Source organism: Candidatus Zixiibacteriota bacterium (assembly GCA_040756055.1).
In the GTDB taxonomy this organism is placed as follows: Bacteria; Zixibacteria; MSB-5A5; order GN15; family FEB-12.
In genome coordinates this window covers 14,402-38,982 of sequence record JBFLZR010000003.1, presented here as the reverse complement: position 1 = coordinate 38,982, position 24,581 = coordinate 14,402, and the positions used below count along the sequence as shown (strand labels likewise).

Below are 24,581 nucleotides of genomic sequence, written 5' to 3'. Positions count from 1 at the left end.
AATATATGTTTCGTCAGGAACGCCGCGTTCTTTAGCTATTGACATTTAAGGGATTAGAGTCTTATGACATATGTTTGACATTTAGTGGCATAGGGTTATATTGCCGTTAATTAGAAAGCAAAGTTGAATTTCAGGGGAGTTATGAAGAACCTCACCACACTTGGCGGCCTGATAGGGCTGGTCCTGGCCTCAACGACTATAGCGTCGATTATAGAGGTGCCTTCTGAACAACCGACAATCCAGGCTGGTATTAATGCCGCTTCGCGCTATGATACGGTACTGGTGACCGACGGTTACTATGTCGGTGACGGTAACAGGGATATCGATTTTGGCGGCAAGGATGTCTATCTGATGTCTGTCAATGGAGCGGAACAGACTACGATCGATTGTGCGGCCACAGAGTATCAACCTCGTCGGGCGTTTTATCTCCACTCCGGGGAATCTGAGTTTTCGGTAATTGAGGGATTTACGATCTCTGGGGCTTATGGCGATGGATCCTATTTTGACGCTGCTGTTCGTTGCGAGAACGCCTCGCCGCGCCTCAGGTACTGCCTTATCACGGAGAATAATTGTCATGGCGTGATGTATGCCAATGACACGTTGCGGATTGACAACTGTGTAGTCTCCTACAACACTGGTCATGGGATCACTTCTAATGAGGGAGCGATCGACATACGCGACTGCGAAATATCATACAATGGTCAGTGCGGTTTCTACTGGAATGCCCAATGGTATGGCTTTAGGGCCGAGGTCATGGATTGTCTGGTTGTCGGCAATGGGAGCGTCGGGGTGTACTTGTTTATCGGGTCGGGCCAGTTTCACGTGCAGAATTGCACTATGGTGGGCAACGAGACCGGGTTTTACCACGAGTGGAATTTCCCGAAAGCAGAGTCGGCAACCGCGGCTTCCGTCTCAGTCGATACTTCTACGGTAGAAAATTGCATCATGGCGTTCAACGATGTGTACGGAACGCTGTGCTATGTCTGGGCAGACCCGGTGATGGTGCGTTGCAGCGATGCTTATGGTAATGGGGTTGAGGACTTTCACTACGAAGGATTTGGGCCTGACGACGATTTTGACAATTTCTCGGCCGATCCAATGTTCTGTGATATGGATGCCGGTGACTTCACGATAAGTACCTATTCACCATGCGCCCCCGCGAACAGTCCGTGTGGACTGCTGGTCGGAGCATTCGGCGATTCCTGTACTTACACTGATCTACCGGGTCAGGCAGACGAACCGGTACCATCGACATTCTCGCTCGGGCAGAATTACCCGAACCCATTTAACCCGACCACAGAAATAGTATTTGAGCTTCCGGCGGCGGCCAGAGTCAAACTGGAGATCTTCAACATGGCCGGGCAGAAGGTGACTACCTTCACTGACGAACCGATGTCGGCGGGTAAACATAAGATATCATGGGACGCTTCCGGATTCGCGAGCGGTGTTTATCTCTATCGTCTAAAGGCCGGCGATTTCGCGGATTCGAGAAAGATGCTCTTGCTCAAATAGCTCGTGGTTCGTCCCGGATCACACTTTGCTCACATGCAGACTTTGTTCAACGCTGATCAGGCCCCAGCGGGTGCATCATTTTACAAGCGTCATTTTGCGGGATTCATCAAAAGCGCCGGCCTGTAAACGATAATAATACACCCCGCTAGCCATCGCAGCTCCATCTGCTCTAGTGCCGTCCCATTCGGTAGCGTAGGTGCCGGCAGCAAGCGCCCCGCTATGCAGAACCTTGATTTTTTGCCCGAGAACATTGTAAACGGCCAGTTCAACCTCTACTCTCTTCGGGAGGCTGAATTCTATGGTTGTGGTCGGGTTGAAGGGGTTAGGATAATTCTGGGACAAGGACACTTCAGTCGGCAACTGCCCGACCGCGACCTCACGCACATCGGTCACCAGCATCGACCTCGAGGTCGTGTAGGTGTTATCGCCACTCAGGTTATCCCCGTTGTTGCTTGCAAGTCCCGCCAGATAGAACGTGACCTGACCGGCATCTGAAGCCGGCGCCATCCACTGAAAACTCCAACTCGTGTTGTCGGCCGTTCCCGCGTCGGTTCCCGTCGACGTTTGTTTGATGTATTCCCGCCCGCTGCCTTCGGTGGTCATCAGCGTCCGCGCACCGTCCGTAACCATCATCTGTCCCACCGGCTGATCGGAACCGTCAAGTACGGTTACAGCAAATCCCCACCTGGATTTTCCGTTTTCTTCCACCGATACGGTTATGTCGATTGTCTCCCCCGGCGCATAACCGTCCGGAGCCGAGATGAACGCTGAGCCGGGGCCGGTATTCAGATTCCCGTGGCATGAACATGCGCTCTCGCCTGGCGCACCGGTGGAACCCGTGAAATTGCTTCCACTGGGAAACGCCCAGACCATGGTGGCCAGAGCCACAACTGTGGCGACCGGCAGGATACCAAATAGTCGATTTTTCATTATTACTCTCCTGTTCCCTGGTGGCTTGTTTGGCCCCCTTTTTACGGATTGTTACCGCACGAATAGATCAGTGCCCGGCTTCTGCACCATTCGCCATTTTTGTTTATTCCCGGAATTTGCGTTTTGCCCTGTGTTGGAAAAGCGGCGATGCCGCGTGACCGCCCCTAAAGCAGCATCGGGTGCCTTTCCCTGATGTCTGACTATCATACGCTGTCAATTTGTCAGATTTTTGGGGGAGAATTATTCCGGTATTGAGAGGTAGTACCCAATCAAGTCTATCAACAAAGTGCTCAACTCGGGCTCGGAATATTCCGAAAAACATAAGAGAAAAGATTAATTGGCTGCTCATCCAGCACAGACTGAGCGGCTAAAGCGCACGGAGGTTGATGATGAAACTTGTTCGTATCGTTTGCACATTCGTAGCATTGGTATTAGTTGCTTTGGGTTCCAGGGCTTACGCTGACGTCAGCGCAGCTCTTTCCATTGAGGATGGTAGAATAGCCGATTTCTATCTGGCTGTGGGAAGCCACTACAATGTTCCTGAAAAAGACCTGGTGGTGGTCAAAAAGCGACAGATTTCCGATGACGATCTTGTGGTCGTTTTTTACCTCGCCCGGCAAGCCAGGGTAAGTCCAACAGTGGTTGTGGATTTGCGGCTCAGCGGCAAGACATGGATGGAAATCACTCGCCATTTTGGGCTTACGGCCGAAATCTTCTATGTGTCGTTTGAAAAGGACCCTGGACCGCCGTATGGCAAGGCTTATGGCCATTTCAGACACCGGCACCGCAACGAATGGGGTTCAATATCGCTCTCCGATGTTGATGTAGTGAACTTCGTCAATCTGAGGTTTGTCAGTGATTATCATGGGCTTAGGGCCGACGAAGTAGCAAAGATGAGAGCGGAAGGACAGAGTTTTATAGCCATCAACGATAAAATTAAGAAGTCTAAAGCTCAAAAGAAGTCCGATGAGTCAAGGAAGGCTGAAACCAAGAGCAGTAAGGACAAGGGGAAAAAGTAGTCCGTGCGCAGAAAAAAATTGTTGGTGGCGGGGAACCTATTCGCGCAAGTTAAGGTTATTAAGTTTGCTTGATCATCTATAATGATTGACACTCTGGTTTGGCCAGGTCTGTTTCCCTCCCCGCAGGCCTGGCCGCTTTTTTGGCGTTCGCAGAGGGGGTGAAACATGAAAAAAAAAGACTCGCAGAAGTGTAAAAAATTCGTATATTACTATTGAGAAAGTATGCTTTTCGCATTATAATATAAATACAGAAGTCTGTCGGCTCCGGCCGACAGCTTCGAACGGGCCGAGTCTGTTTCCCCTCCCCGCAGGCTTGGCCCTTTTTTATTACCCGGAATCTTGCCTTTCATGTCATAACCCCGAAGAGGGTGAAGGGTTGATAAGTTTCTTGACAATTGTCGCGTAATGTCTTAGTTTTAAGACAGATAGGAATAATCGTCTTTCAGACCGCGTCACCGTTATTTTTGGGGGATGGCATTGATGAAGAAGCTCTTTTACTTATCCGTACCAATACTTCTGGCCGCCTTAGTCGGCTGCAGTGGTCCAGGCGACAGCATTGTTGGACCCGGTACCACGGTGGATTCGCACCAGAGCTTGGCCCCATGTGACCCGCCGCCTCCGGGTCCCCAGTTGAGATCATCAAATGACGACCCGCATCGTGAGCGCTATATGGACCCCTGGGCAGGCGCTGAGCGATATGGCCATAGCGAGATGATCGAAGAACCGGGTGGTAACGGCAACGGATACTGCGGCCCGTAACAGTCACAGCTGTTGATAAGTTTTAGCAAAGCAGAGGCTATCCGGCCTCTGCTTTTGCTGTATCACTTGTGAACTCGTTTGAGGAAGTCTTCTACCTCGGGAATTCCGCCCTGGTAGACCAGGTAGCCGTTGTAAGGCTCCCGCTCGGTTATCTCATCGCAAACCGGCGTGAGCATAATCTCTTTGACTTTCTGCAGATCGTTTGTCTGCCCGAAAGCCCAGCCCAGCTTGATATAGGCAACCTCGGGGAGCATATTTGCGGCAGGAATGATACCCTTGGCCATCAGGTCGCGGCCGGTATCATAGACGAACATGTGGACATAACCCCAGAGTGTCTGCACGGTCATATAGATGGCCACGCCGGCTTTGGTGGCTCGCTCTATCGCCGGATAAACCGGTTTGTTTATATGACCCAGCCCGGTACCCGCAATCACAATACCCTTGTAACCATTGTCGACGAGAGCATCTATGATATCGGGCATCATGTTGGGGTAATAGTAAACAAGAGCGACTTTTTCTTCGAAATATGGCTGAACTTTGACGTTTTTGTCGGTTCGACGTTTGTTGTAGTTGTGTCTCAGCGGGGTGATTTTCTTTCGGTCGACCATTGCCAGCGGGATATCTCCCAACGTTCTGAAGGTAGACCGATAGGAGGAGTGCATTTTGCGCACGCGACATCCGCTGTGAAGCAGTCCGTACTCGTCCGAGGTCGGGCCGAACATACACACCATAACTTCGGCTATATCCGACTCGGCGGCGGTTTTGGTGGCGTGCATCAGGTTCAGGGCCGCATCGGACGACGGTCGGTCGGAGGAGCGCTGTGAGCCAACCATAACTATCGGCACCGGTGGGTTTTGAACCATGAAGGCCAATGCCGAGGCCGTGTGGTGCATGGTATCGGTACCGTGCCCAATCACGATGCCATCGATGCCCTTCTCAATTTCCTTGCCGATAGAAACCGCAAGTTTCATGTACTGTTGCGGCCCCATGTTTTCGCTGAAAACAGCAAAGAGTTTTTCGGTAGTTAAATTGCAGATATCCGCCAGTTCCGGAACAGCGCCATAGAGCTCACCCGGCGAGAAGGCCGGAATAACCGCGCCGGTGCGGTAGTCGAGACGCGAGGCAATGGTTCCGCCGGTTCCGAACAGTTTTACATTCGGCAACTTCTCGGAGAACGGGAATTCCTTTTCGGGTATTTTGTAATGGGCTTCCTTGTACCCCTTCTCTTTCATGTCGAGGACCGTATCCACAGCGATACCGACATTGTAGCCGGTGGCGACTTTAAGGACAATGTGCCAGTCATCATCGTTTTCACTTCGCGGCAATACGATTCCGTTGAAATCACCCCGTGTGGTCTTGACAGTGGTATCGCTCCAGACGCGGATATTATACTGTTTCAGCAGGTCAAGAGCTTTGCCCTTGTATCCTTTAAATATATCAGTCATTAGACAGCTCCTTTTCCACTATCGACCGCAGTTCTCTGAGCGGAACATTGCCGAGGGCCCACTTCCTCAAATAACCCATAATCCAACGGATTTCCGCCTCACGGGCTCTTTCTTGCCGATGCCCGGTGAATTTCTGTTTCAAAATCGGGATATGGGAAAGGATTTTGTCGCGACTGTTTTTCGTGTAGTCAATCGATGAAAGGACAGAATCGAACAGGATGTTCGGATGTTCGTAGACTACCGGAAGCATCTCCCTTACTATCTCTTTCTCGAGTTTATTATCCCGGACGTATTTGAACAGACCGTATACCTTGTTGAACGAAAAACCATCGGCCGATACAAGTTTTCCGCTGATGTTTTTCAGAGTATGTCCGAAGGTTGTCGCCACAAAGACCGGTTGGTAGCCGCACTCGTCGACAATCCGCCTTATGACCGGCATGAGGTTATTTCTCAGAATATAGTGATAGGTATCCGAGGGGACGTTCCAGGTGCACAGTTGCCCCAGCTGAGTGTGAACATCGGGGGGCAACAGTTTTCGATTACGCTCGATCATCTCCTCGGTGATCGGGATGGGAGCCGAATCGGTGTCGGGATACATGCGGTCCGGCCCCGGGAGTACCCGTTCAAAAACGGTAGTGCCGTCGCTGAGGGATTTTCGGGTTTCATTGAGGACGCCATCAAAAGCCAGCCGGCAGCGTTCCTCGACGGTTTCAATTGCGGTCTTGAGGTCTTCGTGCGATGTCCACAAGACTATCTGGGCGTCGTTCTTATCAGCACCGAGCAGGTCGGCGATCCTGCCGAATTTACCTCTCACCTTGTCGGGTAAATCGGCTTGCTCCGAGTGGATCATATTGGGGCGTTCGAGGCAAGCGATGACTTTCAGGCGTCCACTGATTTCGTCGGCGAAATCCTTGCCGGGCTGCAGGAAAAACGATAGAAGCCCCTTAAAGGACGGCAAGTTCACGGCGACCAGTTTGTAGTTTCTCGTGCGGGCGTCGCGCAGAGGTTCGAAGCCGGAATCAAGCAGGTCATAATCGATCAACTGGTGGTTTGTCTGCCACTTTTCCCGGTTGCCGACCCTGCTGCTCAATTCGTTCTTGATTTCAATAAGCGCTCTCTGGCGGAACGCCTCATTGTGGGTCAACCGGGGGATCCAGCTTATGTGAGCGACACCTTTGATCTCCACGCGCTGCCCGCCGGTGACGCTGACATTCACATCCTGCCTGGCCGCGCCAATACCGACACGAACCTTACCGGTACTTCTGGCCAGAAAACGCAGATAGTGTCCCGCCTCGGCAGCTTCGAACGGTGTAGTCATATCCGGGTAGGTAACGGTCTCTATGAGCGGCATTCCCAGGCGGTCGGTGGTATAGACACGCTCGTGGCCGATGTCGGAGACCTCGCGACACGAGTCTTCTTCGATACTGAGCTGAATGAGTCTTATCTTCTTGTTTGATAGCGGGAATTCTCCCTCGATTCCTACAATCGCGGTGCGCTGAAACCCCGTAGGGATACTTCCATCAAGATACTGTTTTCGGGTGATGTGAAGTTCACCGACTATATTCAACTTCCCGAGCAAAGCCACCTCGATGGCAATATCCAGAGCCTCGCGGTCCACGGGAAAGGGCGGGGTGTCATCGATATCGTAGGTGCAGGCCGTTTCGTCTTTGATGTGGTAGATAATGTTCTTGCGAGTTCTGAACTCCATCAGAGCGGTACCGTCATATTCACCCAACTCGCTGAGGGTGGGACGCATATGGCGTATAAGCTCGGCATCGTATTGTCCGTCCTTCTGGTACAACCCGGCCGGACAGCGGCAGAAGAGTTTCTTCTGAGTTAGAAGCTGCTGGTGAATCTCGAGGCCGCACTTAAAGCCGATAGCTTCATAATCGGATGGATTGGCGTGGCCGAATTCTATGTAACCGATTCTCTTTTTGGTATTTTCGTTATTTCGAATCGGGTCAAATTGCTCGCTCATCAACTGAATTCCTTAATTTTTTCAATCAATTGTGGGAACATAATCAACAACCGGGGTTTTAGCAATTCTTTTGGCAGAATAATGGCGTGGCGCGCCCGGAAGCTTTTCGGACGCGCCGCTTTTAATCAGTTATCCGCCCTATAGTCTTTTTGGTATTGCTAATCCAGCAGCCCCCTAAAAAGATAGAGAATCCCCAGCATGACGACGATACCAAAGGCCGAGACGAGCGTTCCATAGCGGGCCATATCTTTCGTTTCGATGGCCTGGGTCGCGAAGGCGATGGCGTTGGGGGGTGTGCTGATTGGCAGGCTCATCGACAGAGAGCAGGCCAGCGCCACAACCACCGCTCCGAGTCCCGGGGAAACCACCGCCAGCGAGGTGACGATTGGTATCATCAGGTTGGCTGCGGCCGTGTTGCTCATGAAGTTCGAGACAAAAACGGCAAAAATAGCGACCGTTACCAGCAATCCGGATGGAGGCAGTTTCATGAATTTGATGTATCCGACAATCAGATCGGACAGGCCGGATTGTTTCATGGCGACTCCCAACGCCAGTCCGCCGGCCACCAGTATCAGGACATGCCATTCTATTTTCCTGAGGTCCTCGCGATTGATTATGCCGAACATGGTAAAGACCATAATTGGCAAGAGAGCGACAACGGCAGACGGTATCTTGAGCAGAGGTTCGGTGAGCCACAGAAATACGGTGACAGAAAAAGTGGCAACAACGATTACGAGATCCCATGTGATTTTGAGATTTTCCGGGAAGAGCATTTCGAAGTGGTCGGTCCGCGGCTTGAAAATCTTGATCAGGAGGTACCACAGAACCAGCAGCATGATGATAACGATTGGCATAGCTATAACCATCCACTTCAAAAAGGAGACAGGATGGCCGAGTTGCCCCAATACCGAGGCGGCCACAGCGTTGGGTGGCGTGCCGATCAGTGTACCCATTCCGCCGATGTTGGCCGCGAACGGAACGGCCAAGACAAGCGCCTTCTTAAAAGGGTCTCTTCCTTCAAAGTGCTTGAATAGCGGAGTCAGGATAGCGATCATCATCGCCGCCGTGGCAGTGTTCGACATGAACATGGAGAACAGGGCTGTAATGCAGATCACGCCCAATAACACCATTTTGGGATGTGTTCCGAATGGTTTTACGAAGGCTCTAGCGAGCCTTACGTCGAGGCCATGCTTGGTGGCCGCAACAGCGAGAATGAAACCACCAAAAAACAAGACCAGGACCGGACTGGCGATGGGGTTGAGAAAAATCTGGTAGCTGCGTTCCACCCCTGATGGTTCCAAGCCAAGAGGTCCGCCGGGCGTGCCGAGCAGATACACAGAAAGAACGATAACCATGATAGCCGTAGCGAAGGGCGGAATAGCTTCAGTCACCCAGAGGCCGGCGGCACCTACAAAAATCATCAGACAGATTCTCGCCCCGAGGGTCATACCCTCCAAGGGCAGAAACCCGGCGCCAACAGCGAGGGCCAGGATAATGAAAACCTTGAGTGTGGCTTTCCAGTTGATCCTCAGGACGATGTTGCCATCCGAGTCGAAATTTATTTCGTGAGCCATTTTTAATACCTTGACAATTAAGCGGCCGAAACCGCCAGTTTCAGTTTTTTTGTCGCCGGAGCATATATAATTTAGATAGATATGTCAACATCGCGCTGGGGCAATCGGCGGCGATTTTGGTGCCGGCGCAAGGTAAAGACAGCCTGCAGGATACCATTTGCGCAAAAGCGGAGATTCTACGATATTACAGGGACAAGTCAAGGTACTGCAGTTGCTGTCAATTATTTGATGGAGTCACAGTTTGTTTAGGCTACAATCCATTGGTCCGGGAAGCTTTATACTGTTATCCTGCTTGGTTTTGCTGTCAGGTATTGCCATCGCGATTCAGCCACTGATTTCCTATCAGGGGCGAATTACCGGCCCTGACGGAACACCGGTTAACGACGGCGAGTACTCCGCAATATTCAGAATATACGCGGACTCAGTTGGCGGGCAGCCAATCTGGACTGAAGCGGCGACAGTCACTGCGGTATCCGGCCTGTTCGAGCACCGACTCGGTTCGACAACCGAGTTTCCAGCCGGAATGTTCACGGACAACGAAAATCTGTTCCTTGAGACCGAAATAGACGGCGCTGTTGCGGCTCCTCGCAGCCGTCTGCTAGCGACTCCATTCGCGCTGGCGGCCGGGGGCCTGAATGTTTCTGACACCAGTGGCCGCCAAATGATCGTCACGTCATCCGACCAACGAAAGCTGGCGATCGTCGACACATCGGGTACGGAGCGCATTGTACTTCGCGACGCCGATGGTGATGGCGCGGTGGTTTTGCCAGGGTCGTCCATAAGCGCCACTGAACTGGCGTCCGAGCCGGGTATCGCCGGCAGTGTGAATATCTACCTGATGACATTGACAACCGGTTCGATGACGGACCTGGCCACGGTCACAATCACGACACCCGACAAGGGCTATATCGTGCTCTACGGGAAGTGTTACATAATGCTCAGCGGGACTGTTGGGCCCAATACGGCGATAGTGCAGATTGACGAAAACGAGGGTGGCGGGACACAGTACCCCTATTTCACCGTAGCCGGACTATCCGGTTATGTTAATACAGGTGTCAACTATTTCCCGGCTTTCGTTAGTCGTGTTTACTACAAGTCGGCGGGTACGTACACTTTCAGATTGGAGGGGCGCGCAAATAATGATCTGCCTGCGACAGCCCGGACATGGGACCATGTGCTGACCGCCGTTTATTTCCCCACCAGTTATTGGGGTGTCGGGGCGGTTCTTCCCGATGCCTCATGGATCCCCGGAGCGGTGCCGATAGAGCCGACGGGAGACTCGGGGTTTCGAAGTGATGAATTGAATTATGAAGTGGATCTTCGGCAACTGGAACGACTGGACACTGACAACTGAGTCACTTTTTCCGTGAACTTTGCAGCCGCTATAGCAGCCTACTTGACCAACATCATCTTCTTCGTGCCAATGTAGTCGTCCGCGGTGAGGCGGTAGAAATAGACGCCGCTTGAGACAACCGTATTGGCGGTAGTAGTGCCGTCCCACGAGACGACATAATGACCTGCGGATTGCGGCCCGTCAACCAGTGTAATCACCTTCTGACCCAGCACGTTGTAGACGGTCAATTCCACGTTCGCGGCGCGACGCAGATTGTAGGCGATTACGGTTTCCATATTAAACGGGTTGGGGTAGTTTTGTCCGAGCACGAAATCAGTCGGCATATCGCTTTTGTCCGGTACCGACGTGAAAGCGTTCGGATTATAGCCCGTAGAATAGATAAAAACGCCATCGACACCCGCGGTGGCCACAATGCCTTCACCCGCCACCACCCGTTGAGCCCCTCTCCCCCCTGTTTGAACCAGAACGGGAATGTTCTCCGAGATATCATAGACGAGAATGCCGGCGTCGCCTACACAATAGAGCCGGTTACCATCGACCGCCAGGTCATAGATAGCCGATGGCAGGTTCACTGTCGCGAGGTAGTCAAGGTCATAGGGGTTGGATATATCATGTACCTGTAAGGTATTGGCCTGAACGACGAATAACCGGTCAGACGCGGTCAGGAGTTTGACTGAAGCTGTCGGAAGACCTATACCCGCTATCTCCTGCAGATCGAAATTGGAATCAAACTTATAGGACTTGACCTGGTCGACCTTGCCCATATCGATAAAAACTGCGTCGCCGTTCACCGCAACCGAGCGAATCAGTTCGCGGCTCGGGTTCCAGGTTCTGTAGACTTCCAGTGTGGCTGAGTCCGAGATACCGCAGACAATTATCTCATAATCGCGAAAAACAAGCAGGACACGGAGGTCGTTGATCTTCTCTGTCATGTAAAAGACGTCGTTCGCTCCGGCTGCTTTGGCGTAGACGGCATAGTCAAGGAAAAACGAATCCGGACTTGAAGCCTGAGAGACAAACCCCACCATGTTCATGTTGGCGTACAGTGGAAGAAGCGTATCGCCGTTGTGAGTCATCAGAGCGACGCTGTCGAGTTCGTCATATATCGTGTATTCCCATGAGACCCTGCTATCGGCGCCAATTTGGTAAACATCAACCGGCGAGGACACGCCGCCCAAGAACAGCCGACCGTCGAATATCTCCATCGAGGTTATCTGTCCTTCGCGATACAGAGCATGCTCCTGCCTGGCCGAATCGGAGAGGTCAAACATGGTGGCGCCACCGTCTATTTCGGGTAAAATCAACCAGTCATGATTGCCGACCCGAAAGAGATCACCGTAGGGTCGGATGAGGGGCGCCTCTATATAGCTCGAATTGGTCAGGTCGTCACATTCAGTTAAAACGAGTTCTCGACCACAGACAAAAGCCAGCAGCGAGTCGGTAGCATATACGGCCTGAGTTGCCGGTATTCCATAAACAGAATCGGTTATTTCGGCGCCATCGGGGAAGAACTCACCGATATACGCTCCACCGTCGTAAAGCGTCAGCACGAAGCCCGGGTCATGCTTGATAAATGACGATGGCCGGCGGGGAACATAAAGGTAGTCGATGAACTCACCGAAGCCGTCGGCGGAAATATCATAGCGAAGCAATCCGTTGTATTCGTCGAGGACATAAAGGTCCTGATCATATACTTCGAGTTGTGTCGCGAGAATACCGATCATGCTGGAATCGATAAATTCGGCGTTGTTCAAATCATCGAGTCGGTAGCGCCAGACACCGTCGAACCACATCGAGATATAAATGTCTTCTTCGCTGATAGCGAAGTCGGCGAAATAGACCCCGAAGTCAATTTCGCCCAGGTATTCAAGATGTGGCAGCGCCGAGATATCGATAAGATGAAGGCGACTGTAATCTGTCTGAACAGCGACCATATCCCCATAAAGTTTTATCGAAGACTGGGAGACATTCATGAAGATTATTTCTTCGAAGACGAATTGGCCCAATCGCGCGTCGTAAAAGTAGCTGGCGACGCCCTGGTCGGTAACCGCAACAGCGTAAGTATCGACAAATACGATATCCTGCAGATTGCTTATCAGTATGGTCTGATCCGGGATAGTATCATATTGCGCCTGAACCGTCGCGCTTATCAACAAGAGAACGCAGATTGTCAAAATAACATACTTCATTTCAGCATCACCATCTTTTTAGTCAGGGTGGCACTATCTGTTTTCAGACGATAGAGGTAAACTCCAGAGGCATGGGTCGCGCCGTCAAAGTCAACAATATGAGTTCCGGCGGGCAGTTCTTCGTCGAGCAGGATGCTTACCCTCTGCCCCAGGATATTGAACACCTCGAGAGCGACCCGAGACCTCGCCGGCAATTGAAAGCGAATGGATGTGGCCGGGTTAAACGGGTTCGGATAATTCTGCGCCAGAGACACCCGGTTCGGCAGCAGCGTTCGAAGATCGTCTGTTGAAGTCGGTATATCGAGCGATCGATAGTAGTTCGAATTCAGATTATCGACCAGAAAGCGACCTCGATTGGCGCCATCTTCGCTTGGAGCATCGAAATTCCACACGAGTAAATCGTTATTGTCGCTGACCAGAAGTATATCTACGAGCCCATCGGCGTCGATATCATCGACAAGCGGAATAAATCTGGTCGAAAAGACCTGAGAAGGCAGAGCCGGTGTTGTGACGGGCCAGCCAGGCACAGGGTCGGCATTGTGGTCGAGAATATACAGGCGTTCACGTCCAGTGCTGGGAAGCAGGTAACCGGACCTGAATATGATTTCGGGGTATTCATCGCCGGTGACATTGGCAACTATCGGCTCGCCGAAGACGTTGAAGTCGGCGAACGCGACACCGAAAGGCATACCGGACATCTGCGCGTAGGCCGTACCATCGGCCCGGAAGATATACAGGCGCGATATGTCATACTCGTGAAACGAGATGAGAATTTCGGGAATACCATCGAGGTCGAGATCACCCAATATCGGATACAACCCTACCCAACCCTGCATCTCTGGCAGAGCGATGGGAAAACCCGGAAAGTCATCGAACACGCGGGTCTTTATCCAGATGTGAGGGATTACATCGGCATCGTATCCGGCCGTAATGACTTCCGGGATGTAATCGCCGTCAAGATCGGCCAATTCCGTGCCGTAAACCATCCTCACTCTGGTTACAACAGGATCTTCGAGATCGAAAGCCGGCTGTCCGGTACGACCATCGAATATGCCGACACCGCAATAGGGGGCGGAAGCAGAGTAGGAACCGACAACCTCCTGCAGTCCATCTGCGTTCAAATCCGCCGTTGTCACAAGCGGTGATGTACTTCCGCCTTTGGAATACGAATCCGATATACGCGGATTAAAAGTAGCAAAGAAGCCGTCCATGGCATAGAAATAAGAATCGCCGTTGAACTCGTAGGCAAGAATCTCGCCCAGAGTGTTGATGATCACTATCGCCGAGTCTTCCGCCAGACCGAGTTTTGCGACAATCGGGTTGGGGTAGCCATATCCATAGGGGATGCCACCGGTGAAGCAGTCTCGCGGCCAACCTTCAGCATAGGTCCCATCGCCATTGAAGACATGGATGCCGCTATCGCCGGTACATATAATCTCGTCGTACCCATCGCGATCGACATCGTAGACTGCCGGAATACTGCGCATATCCGCGTCGCAACGCACCGGAAAACCGTCGACAATGCTTCCGTCAGGATGGAACACGTACAGTCCACTGGCGGTGCCAAGGATAATTTCGCAGCTACCGTCGTGGTCCAGATCAGCGCTAACGGGAGACCGGGCAGGCACGTCGCCCAGAGTTCGAGGCCAGCCTTCGGCAAAGGCCGAGGATACGTGGATATCAGCGGATTCTGTTATCTCTTCGCCGTCAAAGAAACCCTGCAAATAAAGCGTGAACTGACCGGTATCAGTTCCGGAAAGCGCCCAGTTGTAGATCAGTGAATCAAAGTACTCAGCGGTCGAAGACAAAAGCAGCACCGGAGACGATCCATTTACATAATACAATCTCAGTGAATCATATGTCGGGCCGAACATCGAGCCCCTGACTTCCACATTGTATTGAACGTCTTCACCAGAGGTCGGGTGATCGAGCCGCACGGTGTTGGCACGAACGTTATAGAACCCCGTGACATACTGGTTGCCCCAGAAATCGGTCAGGCGCAGGTAAACCGGTCCTTCAACGGCGGGATTGTCAAAAACGTACAGGACCGAATCCGCCGGTAGTGTGGACCCGTCGGCGAGGGGTTGCCAATCATATTCGTCGAACCCCACCGAATACTCCAGATACCAGGGGCCAGAATAACTGTTGACGGCGGCTCCTTTGATTTCCAGCGCCGTGGTATATCTCTGCCAACGCTCGGGTTGCGTTATTGCGATAGTACCGGGGACAAGCGACGCCAGGGCAGCATCGATATTCAGATAGCCGTGCCCCGAAAACGTGTCCGGGCCGACCAGATTATCGCCAGTATTGAAGGGGTCGAGCATGTCCGTTGCTGATTCAAGGAGAATATTTTCCAATTCGGCGACCGTAAGACCGGGGCTTTTCGCGAGCACCAGCGCGGCCGCTCCACAGGCCATAGGAGCGGACATGGATGAACCATCGGAGAGATAATACAGGGAGTCATCACCGATTATTCGCACACCCGGTTCAACGGAGCTATACATATCCGTACCGTCGGCGCGAAGCGAGAGAATATCCAATCCGGGGGCTACGATATCGATGTGCGCTCCCCAGGTGGCGAATGGGGTAAGGAAGCCATCGGAATCACCCGCGGTAACCACGAACGACGAGTCATACGCCGCCGGATAATCGCGAGTGTTGTCGCCGCTATTGCCGGCGGCGATGCTGACAAAAACGTTATTGAGGCGGGCAAATTCGAGGGCCTCGCGGAGCATGGATGACTCGAAGATCGTGCCCCAGCTCGCGTTAATAATTCTCGCGCCCGAATTGACCGCATAGAGAATACCTTCGGTAGCGGCACTCGTCGTGGTGTTGGGGTTAATACTTATTGCCATTATCCTGGCGTTGGGAGCAATTCCGGCAATGCCCCTGGTGTCGGCGCTGGCGGCTACGATGCCAGCGATGTGCGTGCCATGGCCGATAAGGTCGTTGGGGTCGTTGTCGCCAATGGGCTCAAGGGGAGTCTCGTAGTCTCCGGTGATATCGAAACCAATCACGTCATCGACATACCCGTTGTGGTCATCGTCGATGCCATTATCGGGGATCTCGTCAGGATTTTGCCAGAATTTCCCTTGAAGCTCCGGATGCTTTGAATCAACCCCGGTATCAACTATGGCGACGACCACCTCGGTTTTGTCGGTCGGGGTATTGGTGTAGTATTCAACGAGCCTGACATCCACATCAGGAGTCCCGGTTTTGTAGACCAGCAGATCGTTGGCGTCGCCAATCACTCTCTCGATGCCGAGATACTCCTGCCCGGTGTTATATAGATACCACTGATTGGAAAAAAGTGAGTCCTGAGGGAATTCAAGAAACTGAACGTAATAGTCCGGCTCTATGTATTCAACGTTGTCCCTGCCGAACTTCTTTAGCACCTCGTCGGCGGTAGTGCCGGGGTCGTCCGATTGAAAAACGTAATACCTGTCCCACTTGTTTCCATCGACAAGTTTCTGATCCGGTATCATCCTGAACGCCTTACGGAATTTCCCGTGATCATCCTGCGCCGCAGCGATAGCTGCCGGGATCCTGCCCTCAGCAAGTTTTACAATAAATCGACCCGGAACCGGACCTTCGGGTTGGTCATTTATTCCAGAAGCAAAAGTTGAAGCCGCCAGGACAAAAACAGTAGCGAGACAGAACAGAGACCATCCAACTGTTCTCATCAAGAGTCCTTTGATTCTTACGTTTTTACAAAATAACACCGGCGGTTTTAACCCTACAAATTCGGAGGCGGTTATCTATTTCCCGAAATACAGACGTTGAGGAAGTATTTTCGTTCAAAGTGCTGTCCTCAAGATAATACCAAACCCCTTTTTGTCAAGCTATAATCGCTTGTTGAGCAAAACGTTACAGGTGGCGCGTGATCCGGTTGATCAGAATAGAATTTCCTGCGAATATGGACTAAAAGCGTAAAATAGTCTAATTTTACGGTCTGAACCCTCACCGCTAAACCCTAAAACCCGGATAACGGCGTTCTCCCCGGTCGGCGTCTGCAAATGAATCCAATCCCCTTTGCTCACCTCCAGGCGATCTTCATTCGACTCTGATGTTATACCGTTGAGCATCTCCCTGACATCGTTGAAGTCTCCCCTGAAGGGTAGTCTGCGAAGGCGATTAGCCTTCAGAAAACCATCAAGCTTAACCGGTGAGTTAAGGTAGTCTTTGCCGTCTTTGGAAAAGTAATACAGGTCGTTATTGAGGTCATCGGCGCGCACATAATCGTTGAGACTGAACGCAAAACCATCGTGGTCGGATTTGTATCTGATGCTCAGTTCCATCTCACCGCTTGGGCCGCAGACAGCCACAACCTCGTTGGATGGTTTGGACACCGTTCCATCTGGCATAACCACTCGAACCGAAACATAGTATTTCTTGCCGTCCTGAAGCCCATCGGCGATAAAGTGTTCAACAGCGTCATCGGGATTAGTATCACCGGGATATGGAGCCGGATTGAAGGGCTTTACCATTGCCGGGAGATCGGCGCCGGGGTATTTGTCATTGAGGGGGGTGTCACTGATATAAATATTAAATCCGCTTATCAAGCTGGCGCAGTCTGTCTTCCAGTGGACATCCATTGTCTGAGTGTTAACATCGACACCGAGGTCGCGGGCCAGACAAACGGTCGGTTGTTCTTCCACTATTGGCTTAGGGGCGCAACCGAACGCCAAGCAACCGACAATCACGATGCAGATGATCAAGAGAAGTTTTCGTCTCATTTGACAGCAAGCTCCATTTGTCTGGGGCTGAGGAATACAGCGCCGTTCTCCGTAACTTTTACGTCTTCTTCCAGACCGACACAGCCGATACCGGGCAGGATTATTTCGAGTTCCAGTGTAAAAACATTGTTCTCTTCAAGAGGGATTGTCGGTGTAAGGCCGTATCGCTCCCATTTCGGCCCGATTATCGCTCCACCATCGTGAACACTGCGCCCGAGTTGATGTCCAAGGGCGTGTTCGTAGACGGCATAGCCGTTCTGCTCGAGCATCTCTCTGGCGCGGGCATCGATCTCAAAACCCTTTGCACCCGGCCTGCACATTGTTGCCGTCTCGGTGATGATTTCATTGACCATCTGGAACGCTTCGAGCAGTTCCGCCGGTGGTGTGGATTCTCCGGGACGTTTAACATAAAGCAGGCGTTGTATATCAGAGCAGTAGTCCTGGTGCTTAACTCCGAAATCGACGTGCAGCAAATCACCGCCCGCCAGTTTGGCTCCGGTGGGCCTGGAGTGACCGGGGCGAGTTTTGTCACCGGCGTTCACGATGGTCACAAACGAACGGGCATTGCCTGTTTTGTCAATCAAGTCATCGATCAGCGCCGCGATTTCGATTTCGCTCATGCCGGAATGGATCTTCTTCACGGCATTATGCCAGACTTCGTCGGCCACCTCGGCGGCCTTTTTCAGAAGTTTTATTTCCGACGGTAGTTTACGGCTACGCAGGCGCGCGATGATTGGCTCGGCGGATATCAGCCGCTCGATATATGGGGTTTTGTTGAGATAGCCCTCGAGTTGCAGATACATACCGTGAGAGAGACCATCGGCGGCGCAGTCGTTGACGGAGTAGTTGATGGCGATCTGGGCGGGATCGAGCCGGTTGAGAATTTTTCGAAAATCCTGGCTGACGCCTTCGGTATAGGAGAGAACTTCGGTGAAATGACCGGACTTTTTGAAATCCTCTTCGTCGAAATTACCTACCAGCGCTATGGCGTCGCCGTGGCGGGTATAGATAAAAAACGACTCCCACACGACGCTGTGATCGACCACCAGAGGCATGACCGGATCGGAGGCCATTTCGGTTTCTCTGACGAAAACCAGCCAGCAGTCAAGCTCAAGTTCACCAAGGATCTTGATTGCTTGATCGATTTTGCCTTTGACTATATCCATGGTGGGCAAAATACGACGGGCTTGAAGATATAACAAGGATTTTCCGGCAACGACCGGGCGGACGAAAACCCTTTTCAGATATCTCTCTCTTTGGGACCATCGTATTCGAAAGGGGTGGGGCCGAGTTTGCGCATCGGTTTTTCGCGCGTCATCTCCTCGTAGGCGTGCGCGACAAGCCCGGGGACTCTGGAGATGACGAACAGCCCCTTTCCCAGACGCCAGTCGAAGCCCATATCGGAGATAACCGCCGCAACGGCACCGTTGATATTTATCGGTAAAGCGCGGCCGGTCCTCTCCGCCAGAACCTTTTCGACAGCAAGGCATAGTTCAACGTGATTGCCTTTTACGCCCTGTGTTGTCGCCAGTTCGAATAACTTCGTTGTGCGAGGGTCGCGCTCATGGAGTTGATGCCCAAAGCCGGGCATGCGCTTTTTGTTTTCCTCGAGCCATGAGACAAGCTGATTCGCGGCTTCAATGCTTTCCAACCCTTTTTGCGCCCACTCCTGCAAAATCCGGGCAGCCTGTTCGATAGCGCCACCGTGAGTGTCGCCTATCGCAAGTACACCGGCAGCAATCGCGGCGTTCAGAGGGTTGCCGCCCGACATGGAGGTGCGAGCGGCCAGCACCGATGGGGGCGTGGGGCCGTGATCTACGGTGGCGACCAGGATAGCATTCATCATCACAGCTTCGGCTTTCGACGGTAACTCACCCCTGAGAACCAGAAATACTGCTTCGGCAAAGGACAGTTTCTCCATCATAGCCGTGACGGAGTAACCGCGTACCCGTATGTTTTCCCTGGTGGCATCGGTAATAGCTGTTTTCCATTTGTTATCGGCCATATCCATTCCCCCGCCGGGCAGGTTATATTTTACCCATTGCTTTGCTTTGATTGAGCAACCGCCTGTTTTATTGTAGTCAGCCATTGCTCCTGCAGCGAATCGATATCGATGCCGAGAACGGCCTTGACATCAGCCTCGAAGTTTCCTTTCGAGGTCCACAGCTCTTTGAATTTATCCATTCCGTAGACGTAGACAACGAAGTCGACAAACGAGGCGGCGACCGCCGACTGGGCTCTTTCTACATTGCTGTTGAAAGTGGTGTCCGTAGCCATCTCCCGCAGGGGCATGAAAGTTCCGTTTTCGAGCTTTTCAAGAGTCCGGGCGTGATAATCGGTTCCCGAGTTATCGAGCAAGGCCTTCAACCCGTGTTCGAGGAAAATGTGTTTTGTCGGCTCCGACTGCCATTTCGGTAAAAGGTATTTTACAAGCGGTGTGCCAAGAGCGAAGGGAGGCCATTGATGCAGAGTATCACCAACGTAGAAGGGATATTGTTGACCCGTCATGCCCCTGCCCTGCCCCGGGCCGGTATAATAAAAGACAAAGAGAGTATCCGGCAGTGTGTTTATGCCGAGAAACCGGCAGGCGCTTCGCAGAGCACCACCATAAGTCTGCGCCAGTCCGCTGATGCTGTTTCGATGGGCATGATCCGGCGGGTAAAAGACTTTCACCATGCCAACCGTCGTCTCCTGCCATTCGCTATAGTCCGCCTCTATTGGCTCAGCGCCGGGATCGAGATCGGCTCCTACCCTGATTGACTGGGAGGCACTCTCCGTGGAGTCGGTTTTCAAGTCATTTACTGTCTGCTTATCGGCTACTTCATTCTTTCCACAGGAGTTGAGAGTAAGACAGAGCACGATTGTCACGACAGTGTTCAGGATGTCAGACCAAGATATGCGCATTTTCATAAAAACCCTAAAATGGCTTGATTTTTCGGTGTTCGGTTAATTTATTACAATCTATGATATTTGACGAATATACGGGTCAGTTCGAGATGTGTCAAATTGAATGGCATAGTTATTTTTTTCACAAAGACTGTTGACCCAAGACGTGATATTATCGATATTGAAATGAAATAGGATAATTTTAGGGTGTTTTGTCGGGATATGATGGCGGGGCACCTTGATAAAGCACGCTAAATTGCTTATCCTGCTTTGGTTAATAGACAGGTTATCAAACAGTGTTGTCGGATGAATTAGTGATAGCGTTTCGATCTCCAGATGTTTCCACCGGCATTATCATAATAGTCGGCGGTTATGGTAGTGGCAAATCCGAGGTCTCGGTTAATCTCGCCCGCTATCTGGTCGCTAATCGGGCCACGCCTGATGAATCGATTGCGATAGTGGACCTCGATATTGTCAATCCGTACTTCCGGTCCAGAGAAGCGGCGGCGGAACTCGAGAAGTTGGGTATTGACGCCATCAATCCCAAAGGCGGACAATTCTATGCCGACCTTCCGATAATACTCCCCCAGATAAAATCGAGACTAAAAGAACACCGTGGTACGACTGTCGTCGATGTGGGTGGTGATGATGCGGGCGCGAGGGTGCTCAGTTCCCTGGCGGATGCTTTTACGCCCGACGAATATGAGCTGTTGATGGTGCTCAACCTGAATCGCCCGTTTACATCGACTGTCGATGGCTGTTTGAAGATGATAAAAGAGATTGAGACTTCGTCGCGTCTGAAATTCACGGGTATAATTTCCAACACCCATTTGATGGATGATACGGACGAAGCGACGATTCTGGCGGGCCTTGAGTTGGCTCACCGGGTGAGTAAAAAGACGGGCTTGCCGATTGTGTTTTTGAGCGCCACCGATGAAGTGCTCGAGCGAATAGACCCGGCCAGGATTGACGTGCCGGTGCTCGCGCTCAACCGGTCGCTTTTGAAGCCCTGGGAAAGAAAGAAACAAAGCGGGACCAAGTAAGAATAAAGGACTTGTTAATGCCCGGCGTTACCATAGATAAGAATCATTGTAAAGGTTGTGAGCTGTGCGTGAAGGCGTGTCCTCAGCAGATACTGAGAATGTCCAAACAGATCGGTATCAAGGGATACTTCTACGCGGAAATGGCAGACAGCTCCCGCTGTATCGGCTGCAAGATTTGCGCCATCACCTGCCCTGATGTGGCGATCGAGGTTCACACCCACGGGACCTCATTTGCGCTGTTTGATTACTGATTAACCGGGATTGAAGGAAGAACCAATGGCGAAAGTACTGATGAAAGGTAATGAGGCGATCGCTGAAGCGGCGTTGAAGGCGGGTGCGACCAACTACTTCTGTTATCCGATCACGCCGCAGACAGAGGTAGCCGAGTATTTATCCCGTCGTATGCCCCAGGTGGGTGGCGTCTTCTTGCAGGGCGAGAGCGAACTGGCGGTGGCCAACATGCTCTTCGGAGCTTCTTCGACCGGCAAGAGGGTCTTCACGACATCATCCAGCCCTGGTATCAGCCTTATGCAGGAGGCGATTTCATACATGGCCGGGGCGCAACTGCCGGTGGTGATAGTTAATATCATGCGCGGTGGCCCGGGACTCGGCGGCATCCTTCCGGCGCAATCAGACTATTTTCAGGCCACCAAGGCCGGTGGGCACGGGGACTATCGGGTGCTCGTGCTGGCTCCATCGACCATACAGGAGGCGGTTGACCTTATGATGCTGTCGTTTTACCTGGCTGACAAGTATCGTAATCCGGTAATGTTGATAGGCGATGGAATGATCGGCCAGATGATGGAACCGGTGGAATTTCCGGACAAGTACGAAGAACCGGAGCTTCCCCCCAAGGACTGGGCGGCTACCGGGGCGAAAGGGCGCAAACCGGTAATCATAAAATCGCTCTTTCTCGATCCGGTCGGGCTTGAGAAAAACAGCTGGCTTCTGCACGCGAAATACGAGCAGATGAAAAAGGAAGAGATTCGTTTCGAGCAATATAAGATATCGGCCAAAAACAAAATTATCATTGTCGCCTACGGCACCATGGCAAGAATTTGTCAGACCGCTATCGATGAGCTCGAAAAAGAAGGCATCTCCGTGGGGTTGTTCCGACCCATCAGCCTCTTCCCCTTCCCTCTCAAGCAAATCGGCGACGAAGCGGCGAAGAAGAATATCGACGATGTTCTCGTGGTGGAGATGAGCACGGCTCAGATGTGCGAGGATGTCGAGCGAGCGGTGCTAGGCAGAAAGCCGATCAGTTTTTACGGCCGCACCGGCGGCATTGTACCGTCGCCGGAGGAGGTTATCGATCAGGTAAAGAAGCTGATCGATAAGAGAAAACCGAAAACCAAAAAGAAAGCTTGAGGTCTGCCATGGAAATTACGGAAAATACGATTTTTGCCAGACCGGAAGCTCTTCAAGATACCATTACCCACTACTGTCCGGGATGCACACACGGCGTGATACACCGTCTGGTCGCCGAGGCTCTCGACAGCCTGGGAGTGCGAGAGAGGTCGCTTGGTGTGGCGCCGGTTGGATGTTCCGTGCTGGCTTACAACTATTTCAACTGCGACTTTCTCGAGGCTCCCCATGGTCGTGCTCCGGCACTGGCCACCGGCTTTAAAAGACTTCGGCCGGACATGATAGTGTTCACGTATCAGGGTGACGGGGATCTGGCTTCGATAGGCATGAGTGAGATAATTCACTCGGCCAACCGCGGTGAAAAATTCACGACGATATTCGTCAATAACGCGGTGTATGGGATGACCGGCGGTCAGATGGCTCCCACCACTCTTGAGGGGCAGATCACGACAACCAGTCCGGCGGGAAGAGATGTGGAACTCACGGGTCAGCCGATTCGGATGGTGGAACTGCTTTCTTCGCTGGCCACACCGGCATATCTTGAGCGCGTGGCCGTACATACCCCGCAGCATATTATTCAGGCCAAGCGCGCGATAAAGAAGGCGTTTACCTATCAGGTTGAAGGCAGATGTTTCTCGATGGTCGAGGTGCTTTCCACCTGTCCCACCAACTGGGGTATGACCCCGACTGAAGCGACGGCCTGGCTTGCCGACAAGATGATGACTTACTATCCGCTGGGCTGCAAAAAGGACCCCGGCAGTTCGGAGACATAGAATGCAGCAATTTGAAGTTACTTTTGCCGGATTCGGAGGTCAGGGGATTATGACGGCCGGGCAGCTTCTGGCGTACGCCGGCATGGCGGAGGGGAAAAAAGTGATCTGGTTGCCATCGTACGGCCCCGAGATGCGCGGCGGCACTGCTTATTGTACGGTGGTCATTTCGGACGAACGTATCGGCTCTCCGATTATAAACAACCCGATGGCGCTGTGCGTGTTTAATCGGCCATCGTTTGAGAAATTCGCTCCGCGGATAAAGTCCGGTGGGCTGCTGGTTGTCAACAGTTCTTTGATAAACCTCACCTCCGACCGCAAGGATATCACCGAGCTTTTGGTCCCGGCTAACGACATCGCCATGAAGGCGGGTAATGCCAAAGCGGCCAATATCGTGATGCTCGGAGCTTTTGTCGGTGCTTCGAAAGTGATAAAATACGACACCGTCAACAAGATCGTAGTTGATAAGATGGGCGCCAAGAAGGACCTGCTTAAAATCAATCTCGCTGTGCTCAAACAGGGGTATGACCTGGCTCTGGAATTGATGGCTCAGAAGGAAAAAGTATGAATCACGACATGAGCAAACTACCGGAAATATTCGAGCGATATTCCAAGTCACAGGAATCGCTTATTGCCGTGCTGCAGGATATTCAAAAGGAATTTCAATTTCTTCCGTGTGAAGCGCTCGAGGAGACTTCGAGGGTTCTGAACGTGCCGTTGAGCAAAGTCTTCTCGGTATCAACGTTTTACAACGCCTTCAGCCTGAATCCCCGCGGTGAGACGGTTATTCGGATTTGCGTTGGCACGGCCTGTCATATTCGCGGGGCGCGTTTGATTCAGGATCAGATTGAGAGTTCGCTGGGAATCAAAGCGGGCGAAACCACGTCGGACGGCAAGTTCACCATCGAGGTGGTCGCCTGTGTCGGCGCGTGCGCCATGGCGCCGGTCGCGATTGTGAATGACAAGTACCATGGTTCTCTCAAGGTATCCAACGTCAAGAAACTTCTGAAGGTAAAGTGAT

At 52.1% G+C, this 24,581-nt stretch carries 20 protein-coding genes; 10 read left to right on the top strand and 10 right to left on the bottom strand.

All coding sequences use genetic code 11. From position 1 onward, the window contains the following. Positions 1-141: 141 nt before the first annotated feature. Entirely contained in the window at positions 142-1,512 is a 1,371-nt protein-coding gene (locus tag AB1483_06525; protein MEW6412117.1) for a right-handed parallel beta-helix repeat-containing protein, read from the top strand. 75 nt (positions 1,513-1,587) lie between these two features. Here the strand turns inward: AB1483_06525 and AB1483_06520 are convergent, their stop codons facing one another. Continuing rightward, entirely contained in the window at positions 1,588-2,442 is an 855-nt protein-coding gene (locus AB1483_06520; GenBank protein ID MEW6412116.1) for a choice-of-anchor V domain-containing protein, read from the bottom strand. A 386-nt stretch (positions 2,443-2,828) separates the two neighbouring features. Here AB1483_06520 and AB1483_06515 point away from each other — a divergent pair, with 386 nt between their 5' ends. Next, positions 2,829-3,461, top strand: a complete 633-nt coding sequence (locus tag AB1483_06515) for a hypothetical protein (GenBank protein ID MEW6412115.1) — start codon at positions 2,829-2,831, stop codon at positions 3,459-3,461. Between the two features lie 480 nt (positions 3,462-3,941). Then, positions 3,942-4,220, top strand: coding sequence for a hypothetical protein (locus AB1483_06510; protein MEW6412114.1), 279 nt, complete (start codon positions 3,942-3,944; stop codon positions 4,218-4,220). A 62-nt stretch (positions 4,221-4,282) separates the two neighbouring features. On the opposite strand, the gene gatD is transcribed toward AB1483_06510, so the two are convergent. From gatD to AB1483_06495, 3 genes are all read right to left on the bottom strand, one after another. Further along, the gene (gene gatD, locus AB1483_06505) at positions 4,283-5,665 is read right to left on the bottom strand and encodes a Glu-tRNA(Gln) amidotransferase subunit GatD (GenBank protein MEW6412113.1); all 1,383 of its coding nucleotides are present in this window, start codon (positions 5,663-5,665) and stop codon (positions 4,283-4,285) included. Beyond that, positions 5,658-7,643 carry a Glu-tRNA(Gln) amidotransferase subunit GatE gene (gene gatE / locus AB1483_06500; GenBank protein MEW6412112.1) on the bottom strand — a complete coding sequence of 662 codons (1,986 nt, stop codon included), beginning with the start codon at positions 7,641-7,643 and terminating at the stop codon, positions 5,658-5,660. Before gatE ends, gatD begins: the two co-directional genes overlap by 8 nt. Before the next feature lie 158 nt (positions 7,644-7,801). Continuing rightward, positions 7,802-9,217, bottom strand: a complete 1,416-nt coding sequence (locus tag AB1483_06495; GenBank protein ID MEW6412111.1) for a DASS family sodium-coupled anion symporter — start codon at positions 9,215-9,217, stop codon at positions 7,802-7,804. Positions 9,218-9,458: 241 nt separating this feature from the next. On the opposite strand from AB1483_06495, the gene AB1483_06490 reads away from it, so the two are divergent. Then, positions 9,459-10,571 carry a hypothetical protein gene (locus AB1483_06490; protein MEW6412110.1) on the top strand — a complete coding sequence of 371 codons (1,113 nt, stop codon included), beginning with the start codon at positions 9,459-9,461 and terminating at the stop codon, positions 10,569-10,571. A 38-nt stretch (positions 10,572-10,609) separates the two neighbouring features. Here the strand turns inward: AB1483_06490 and AB1483_06485 are convergent, their stop codons facing one another. The 6 genes from AB1483_06485 to AB1483_06460 all read right to left on the bottom strand — a co-directional run bounded on the left by AB1483_06485 (position 10,610) and on the right by AB1483_06460 (position 20,400). Further along, positions 10,610-12,760 carry a T9SS type A sorting domain-containing protein gene (locus AB1483_06485; GenBank protein ID MEW6412109.1) on the bottom strand — a complete coding sequence of 717 codons (2,151 nt, stop codon included), beginning with the start codon at positions 12,758-12,760 and terminating at the stop codon, positions 10,610-10,612. Next, complete coding sequence (locus tag AB1483_06480; protein MEW6412108.1) at positions 12,757-16,443, bottom strand: S8 family peptidase; 3,687 nt, start codon at positions 16,441-16,443, stop codon at positions 12,757-12,759. Before AB1483_06480 ends, AB1483_06485 begins: the two co-directional genes overlap by 4 nt. Positions 16,444-16,653: 210 nt before the next feature. Beyond that, a complete protein-coding gene (locus AB1483_06475; GenBank protein ID MEW6412107.1) occupies positions 16,654-17,496 on the bottom strand; it encodes a hypothetical protein in 843 nt (280 codons plus the stop codon). Further along, complete coding sequence (locus AB1483_06470; GenBank protein MEW6412106.1) at positions 17,493-18,698, bottom strand: Xaa-Pro peptidase family protein; 1,206 nt, start codon at positions 18,696-18,698, stop codon at positions 17,493-17,495. Before AB1483_06470 ends, AB1483_06475 begins: the two co-directional genes overlap by 4 nt. A gap of 38 nt (positions 18,699-18,736) precedes the next feature. Beyond that, positions 18,737-19,501: a citryl-CoA lyase gene (locus AB1483_06465; protein ID MEW6412105.1), complete on the bottom strand. Its 765-nt coding sequence runs from the start codon at positions 19,499-19,501 to the stop codon at positions 18,737-18,739. Positions 19,502-19,530: 29 nt separating this feature from the next. Continuing rightward, positions 19,531-20,400: a hypothetical protein gene (locus tag AB1483_06460; protein MEW6412104.1), complete on the bottom strand. Its 870-nt coding sequence runs from the start codon at positions 20,398-20,400 to the stop codon at positions 19,531-19,533. Positions 20,401-20,696: 296 nt separating this feature from the next. Here AB1483_06460 and AB1483_06455 point away from each other — a divergent pair, with 296 nt between their 5' ends. From AB1483_06455 to nuoE, 6 genes are read left to right on the top strand one after another with little or no spacing between them, the layout of a single operon-like run. After that, positions 20,697-21,425: a cobalamin biosynthesis protein CbiA gene (locus AB1483_06455; protein MEW6412103.1), complete on the top strand. Its 729-nt coding sequence runs from the start codon at positions 20,697-20,699 to the stop codon at positions 21,423-21,425. Between the two features lie 17 nt (positions 21,426-21,442). Next, the gene (locus AB1483_06450; GenBank protein ID MEW6412102.1) at positions 21,443-21,676 is read left to right on the top strand and encodes a 4Fe-4S binding protein; all 234 of its coding nucleotides are present in this window, start codon (positions 21,443-21,445) and stop codon (positions 21,674-21,676) included. A gap of 25 nt (positions 21,677-21,701) precedes the next feature. Continuing rightward, complete coding sequence (gene vorB, locus AB1483_06445) at positions 21,702-22,793, top strand: 3-methyl-2-oxobutanoate dehydrogenase subunit VorB (GenBank protein MEW6412101.1); 1,092 nt, start codon at positions 21,702-21,704, stop codon at positions 22,791-22,793. Between the two features lie 8 nt (positions 22,794-22,801). After that, positions 22,802-23,563 (top strand): thiamine pyrophosphate-dependent enzyme, encoded by a 762-nt coding sequence (locus AB1483_06440; GenBank protein ID MEW6412100.1) that lies wholly within the window; start codon positions 22,802-22,804, stop codon positions 23,561-23,563. 1 nt (position 23,564) lies between these two features. Continuing rightward, positions 23,565-24,128 carry a 2-oxoacid:acceptor oxidoreductase family protein gene (locus AB1483_06435; GenBank protein MEW6412099.1) on the top strand — a complete coding sequence of 188 codons (564 nt, stop codon included), beginning with the start codon at positions 23,565-23,567 and terminating at the stop codon, positions 24,126-24,128. After that, positions 24,125-24,580 (top strand): NADH-quinone oxidoreductase subunit NuoE, encoded by a 456-nt coding sequence (gene nuoE / locus AB1483_06430; GenBank protein MEW6412098.1) that lies wholly within the window; start codon positions 24,125-24,127, stop codon positions 24,578-24,580. The genes AB1483_06435 and nuoE overlap by 4 nt, the downstream gene beginning before the upstream one ends. Position 24,581 lies beyond the last annotated feature (1 nt).

What these genes read in the sequence shown, in the direction of transcription:
- AB1483_06480 (MEW6412108.1), bottom strand. Translation starts at nt 16,443, where the DNA reads ATGAGAACAGTTGGATGGTCTCTGTTCTGTCTCGCTACTGTTTTTGTC.
- nuoE (MEW6412098.1), top strand. Translation starts at nt 24,125, where the DNA reads ATGAATCACGACATGAGCAAACTACCGGAAATATTCGAGCGATATTCC.
- vorB (MEW6412101.1), top strand. Translation starts at nt 21,702, where the DNA reads ATGGCGAAAGTACTGATGAAAGGTAATGAGGCGATCGCTGAAGCGGCG.
- AB1483_06435 (MEW6412099.1), top strand. Translation starts at nt 23,565, where the DNA reads ATGCAGCAATTTGAAGTTACTTTTGCCGGATTCGGAGGTCAGGGGATT.
- AB1483_06450 (MEW6412102.1), top strand. Translation starts at nt 21,443, where the DNA reads ATGCCCGGCGTTACCATAGATAAGAATCATTGTAAAGGTTGTGAGCTG.
- AB1483_06460 (MEW6412104.1), bottom strand. Translation starts at nt 20,400, where the DNA reads ATGCGCATATCTTGGTCTGACATCCTGAACACTGTCGTGACAATCGTG.
- AB1483_06495 (MEW6412111.1), bottom strand. Translation starts at nt 9,217, where the DNA reads ATGGCTCACGAAATAAATTTCGACTCGGATGGCAACATCGTCCTGAGG.
- AB1483_06525 (MEW6412117.1), top strand. Translation starts at nt 142, where the DNA reads ATGAAGAACCTCACCACACTTGGCGGCCTGATAGGGCTGGTCCTGGCC.
- AB1483_06485 (MEW6412109.1), bottom strand. Translation starts at nt 12,760, where the DNA reads ATGAAGTATGTTATTTTGACAATCTGCGTTCTCTTGTTGATAAGCGCG.
- AB1483_06440 (MEW6412100.1), top strand. Translation starts at nt 22,802, where the DNA reads ATGGAAATTACGGAAAATACGATTTTTGCCAGACCGGAAGCTCTTCAA.
- gatE (MEW6412112.1), bottom strand. Translation starts at nt 7,643, where the DNA reads ATGAGCGAGCAATTTGACCCGATTCGAAATAACGAAAATACCAAAAAG.
- AB1483_06510 (MEW6412114.1), top strand. Translation starts at nt 3,942, where the DNA reads ATGAAGAAGCTCTTTTACTTATCCGTACCAATACTTCTGGCCGCCTTA.
- AB1483_06465 (MEW6412105.1), bottom strand. Translation starts at nt 19,501, where the DNA reads ATGGCCGATAACAAATGGAAAACAGCTATTACCGATGCCACCAGGGAA.
- AB1483_06475 (MEW6412107.1), bottom strand. Translation starts at nt 17,496, where the DNA reads ATGAGACGAAAACTTCTCTTGATCATCTGCATCGTGATTGTCGGTTGC.
- AB1483_06515 (MEW6412115.1), top strand. Translation starts at nt 2,829, where the DNA reads ATGATGAAACTTGTTCGTATCGTTTGCACATTCGTAGCATTGGTATTA.
- gatD (MEW6412113.1), bottom strand. Translation starts at nt 5,665, where the DNA reads ATGACTGATATATTTAAAGGATACAAGGGCAAAGCTCTTGACCTGCTG.
- AB1483_06520 (MEW6412116.1), bottom strand. Translation starts at nt 2,442, where the DNA reads ATGAAAAATCGACTATTTGGTATCCTGCCGGTCGCCACAGTTGTGGCT.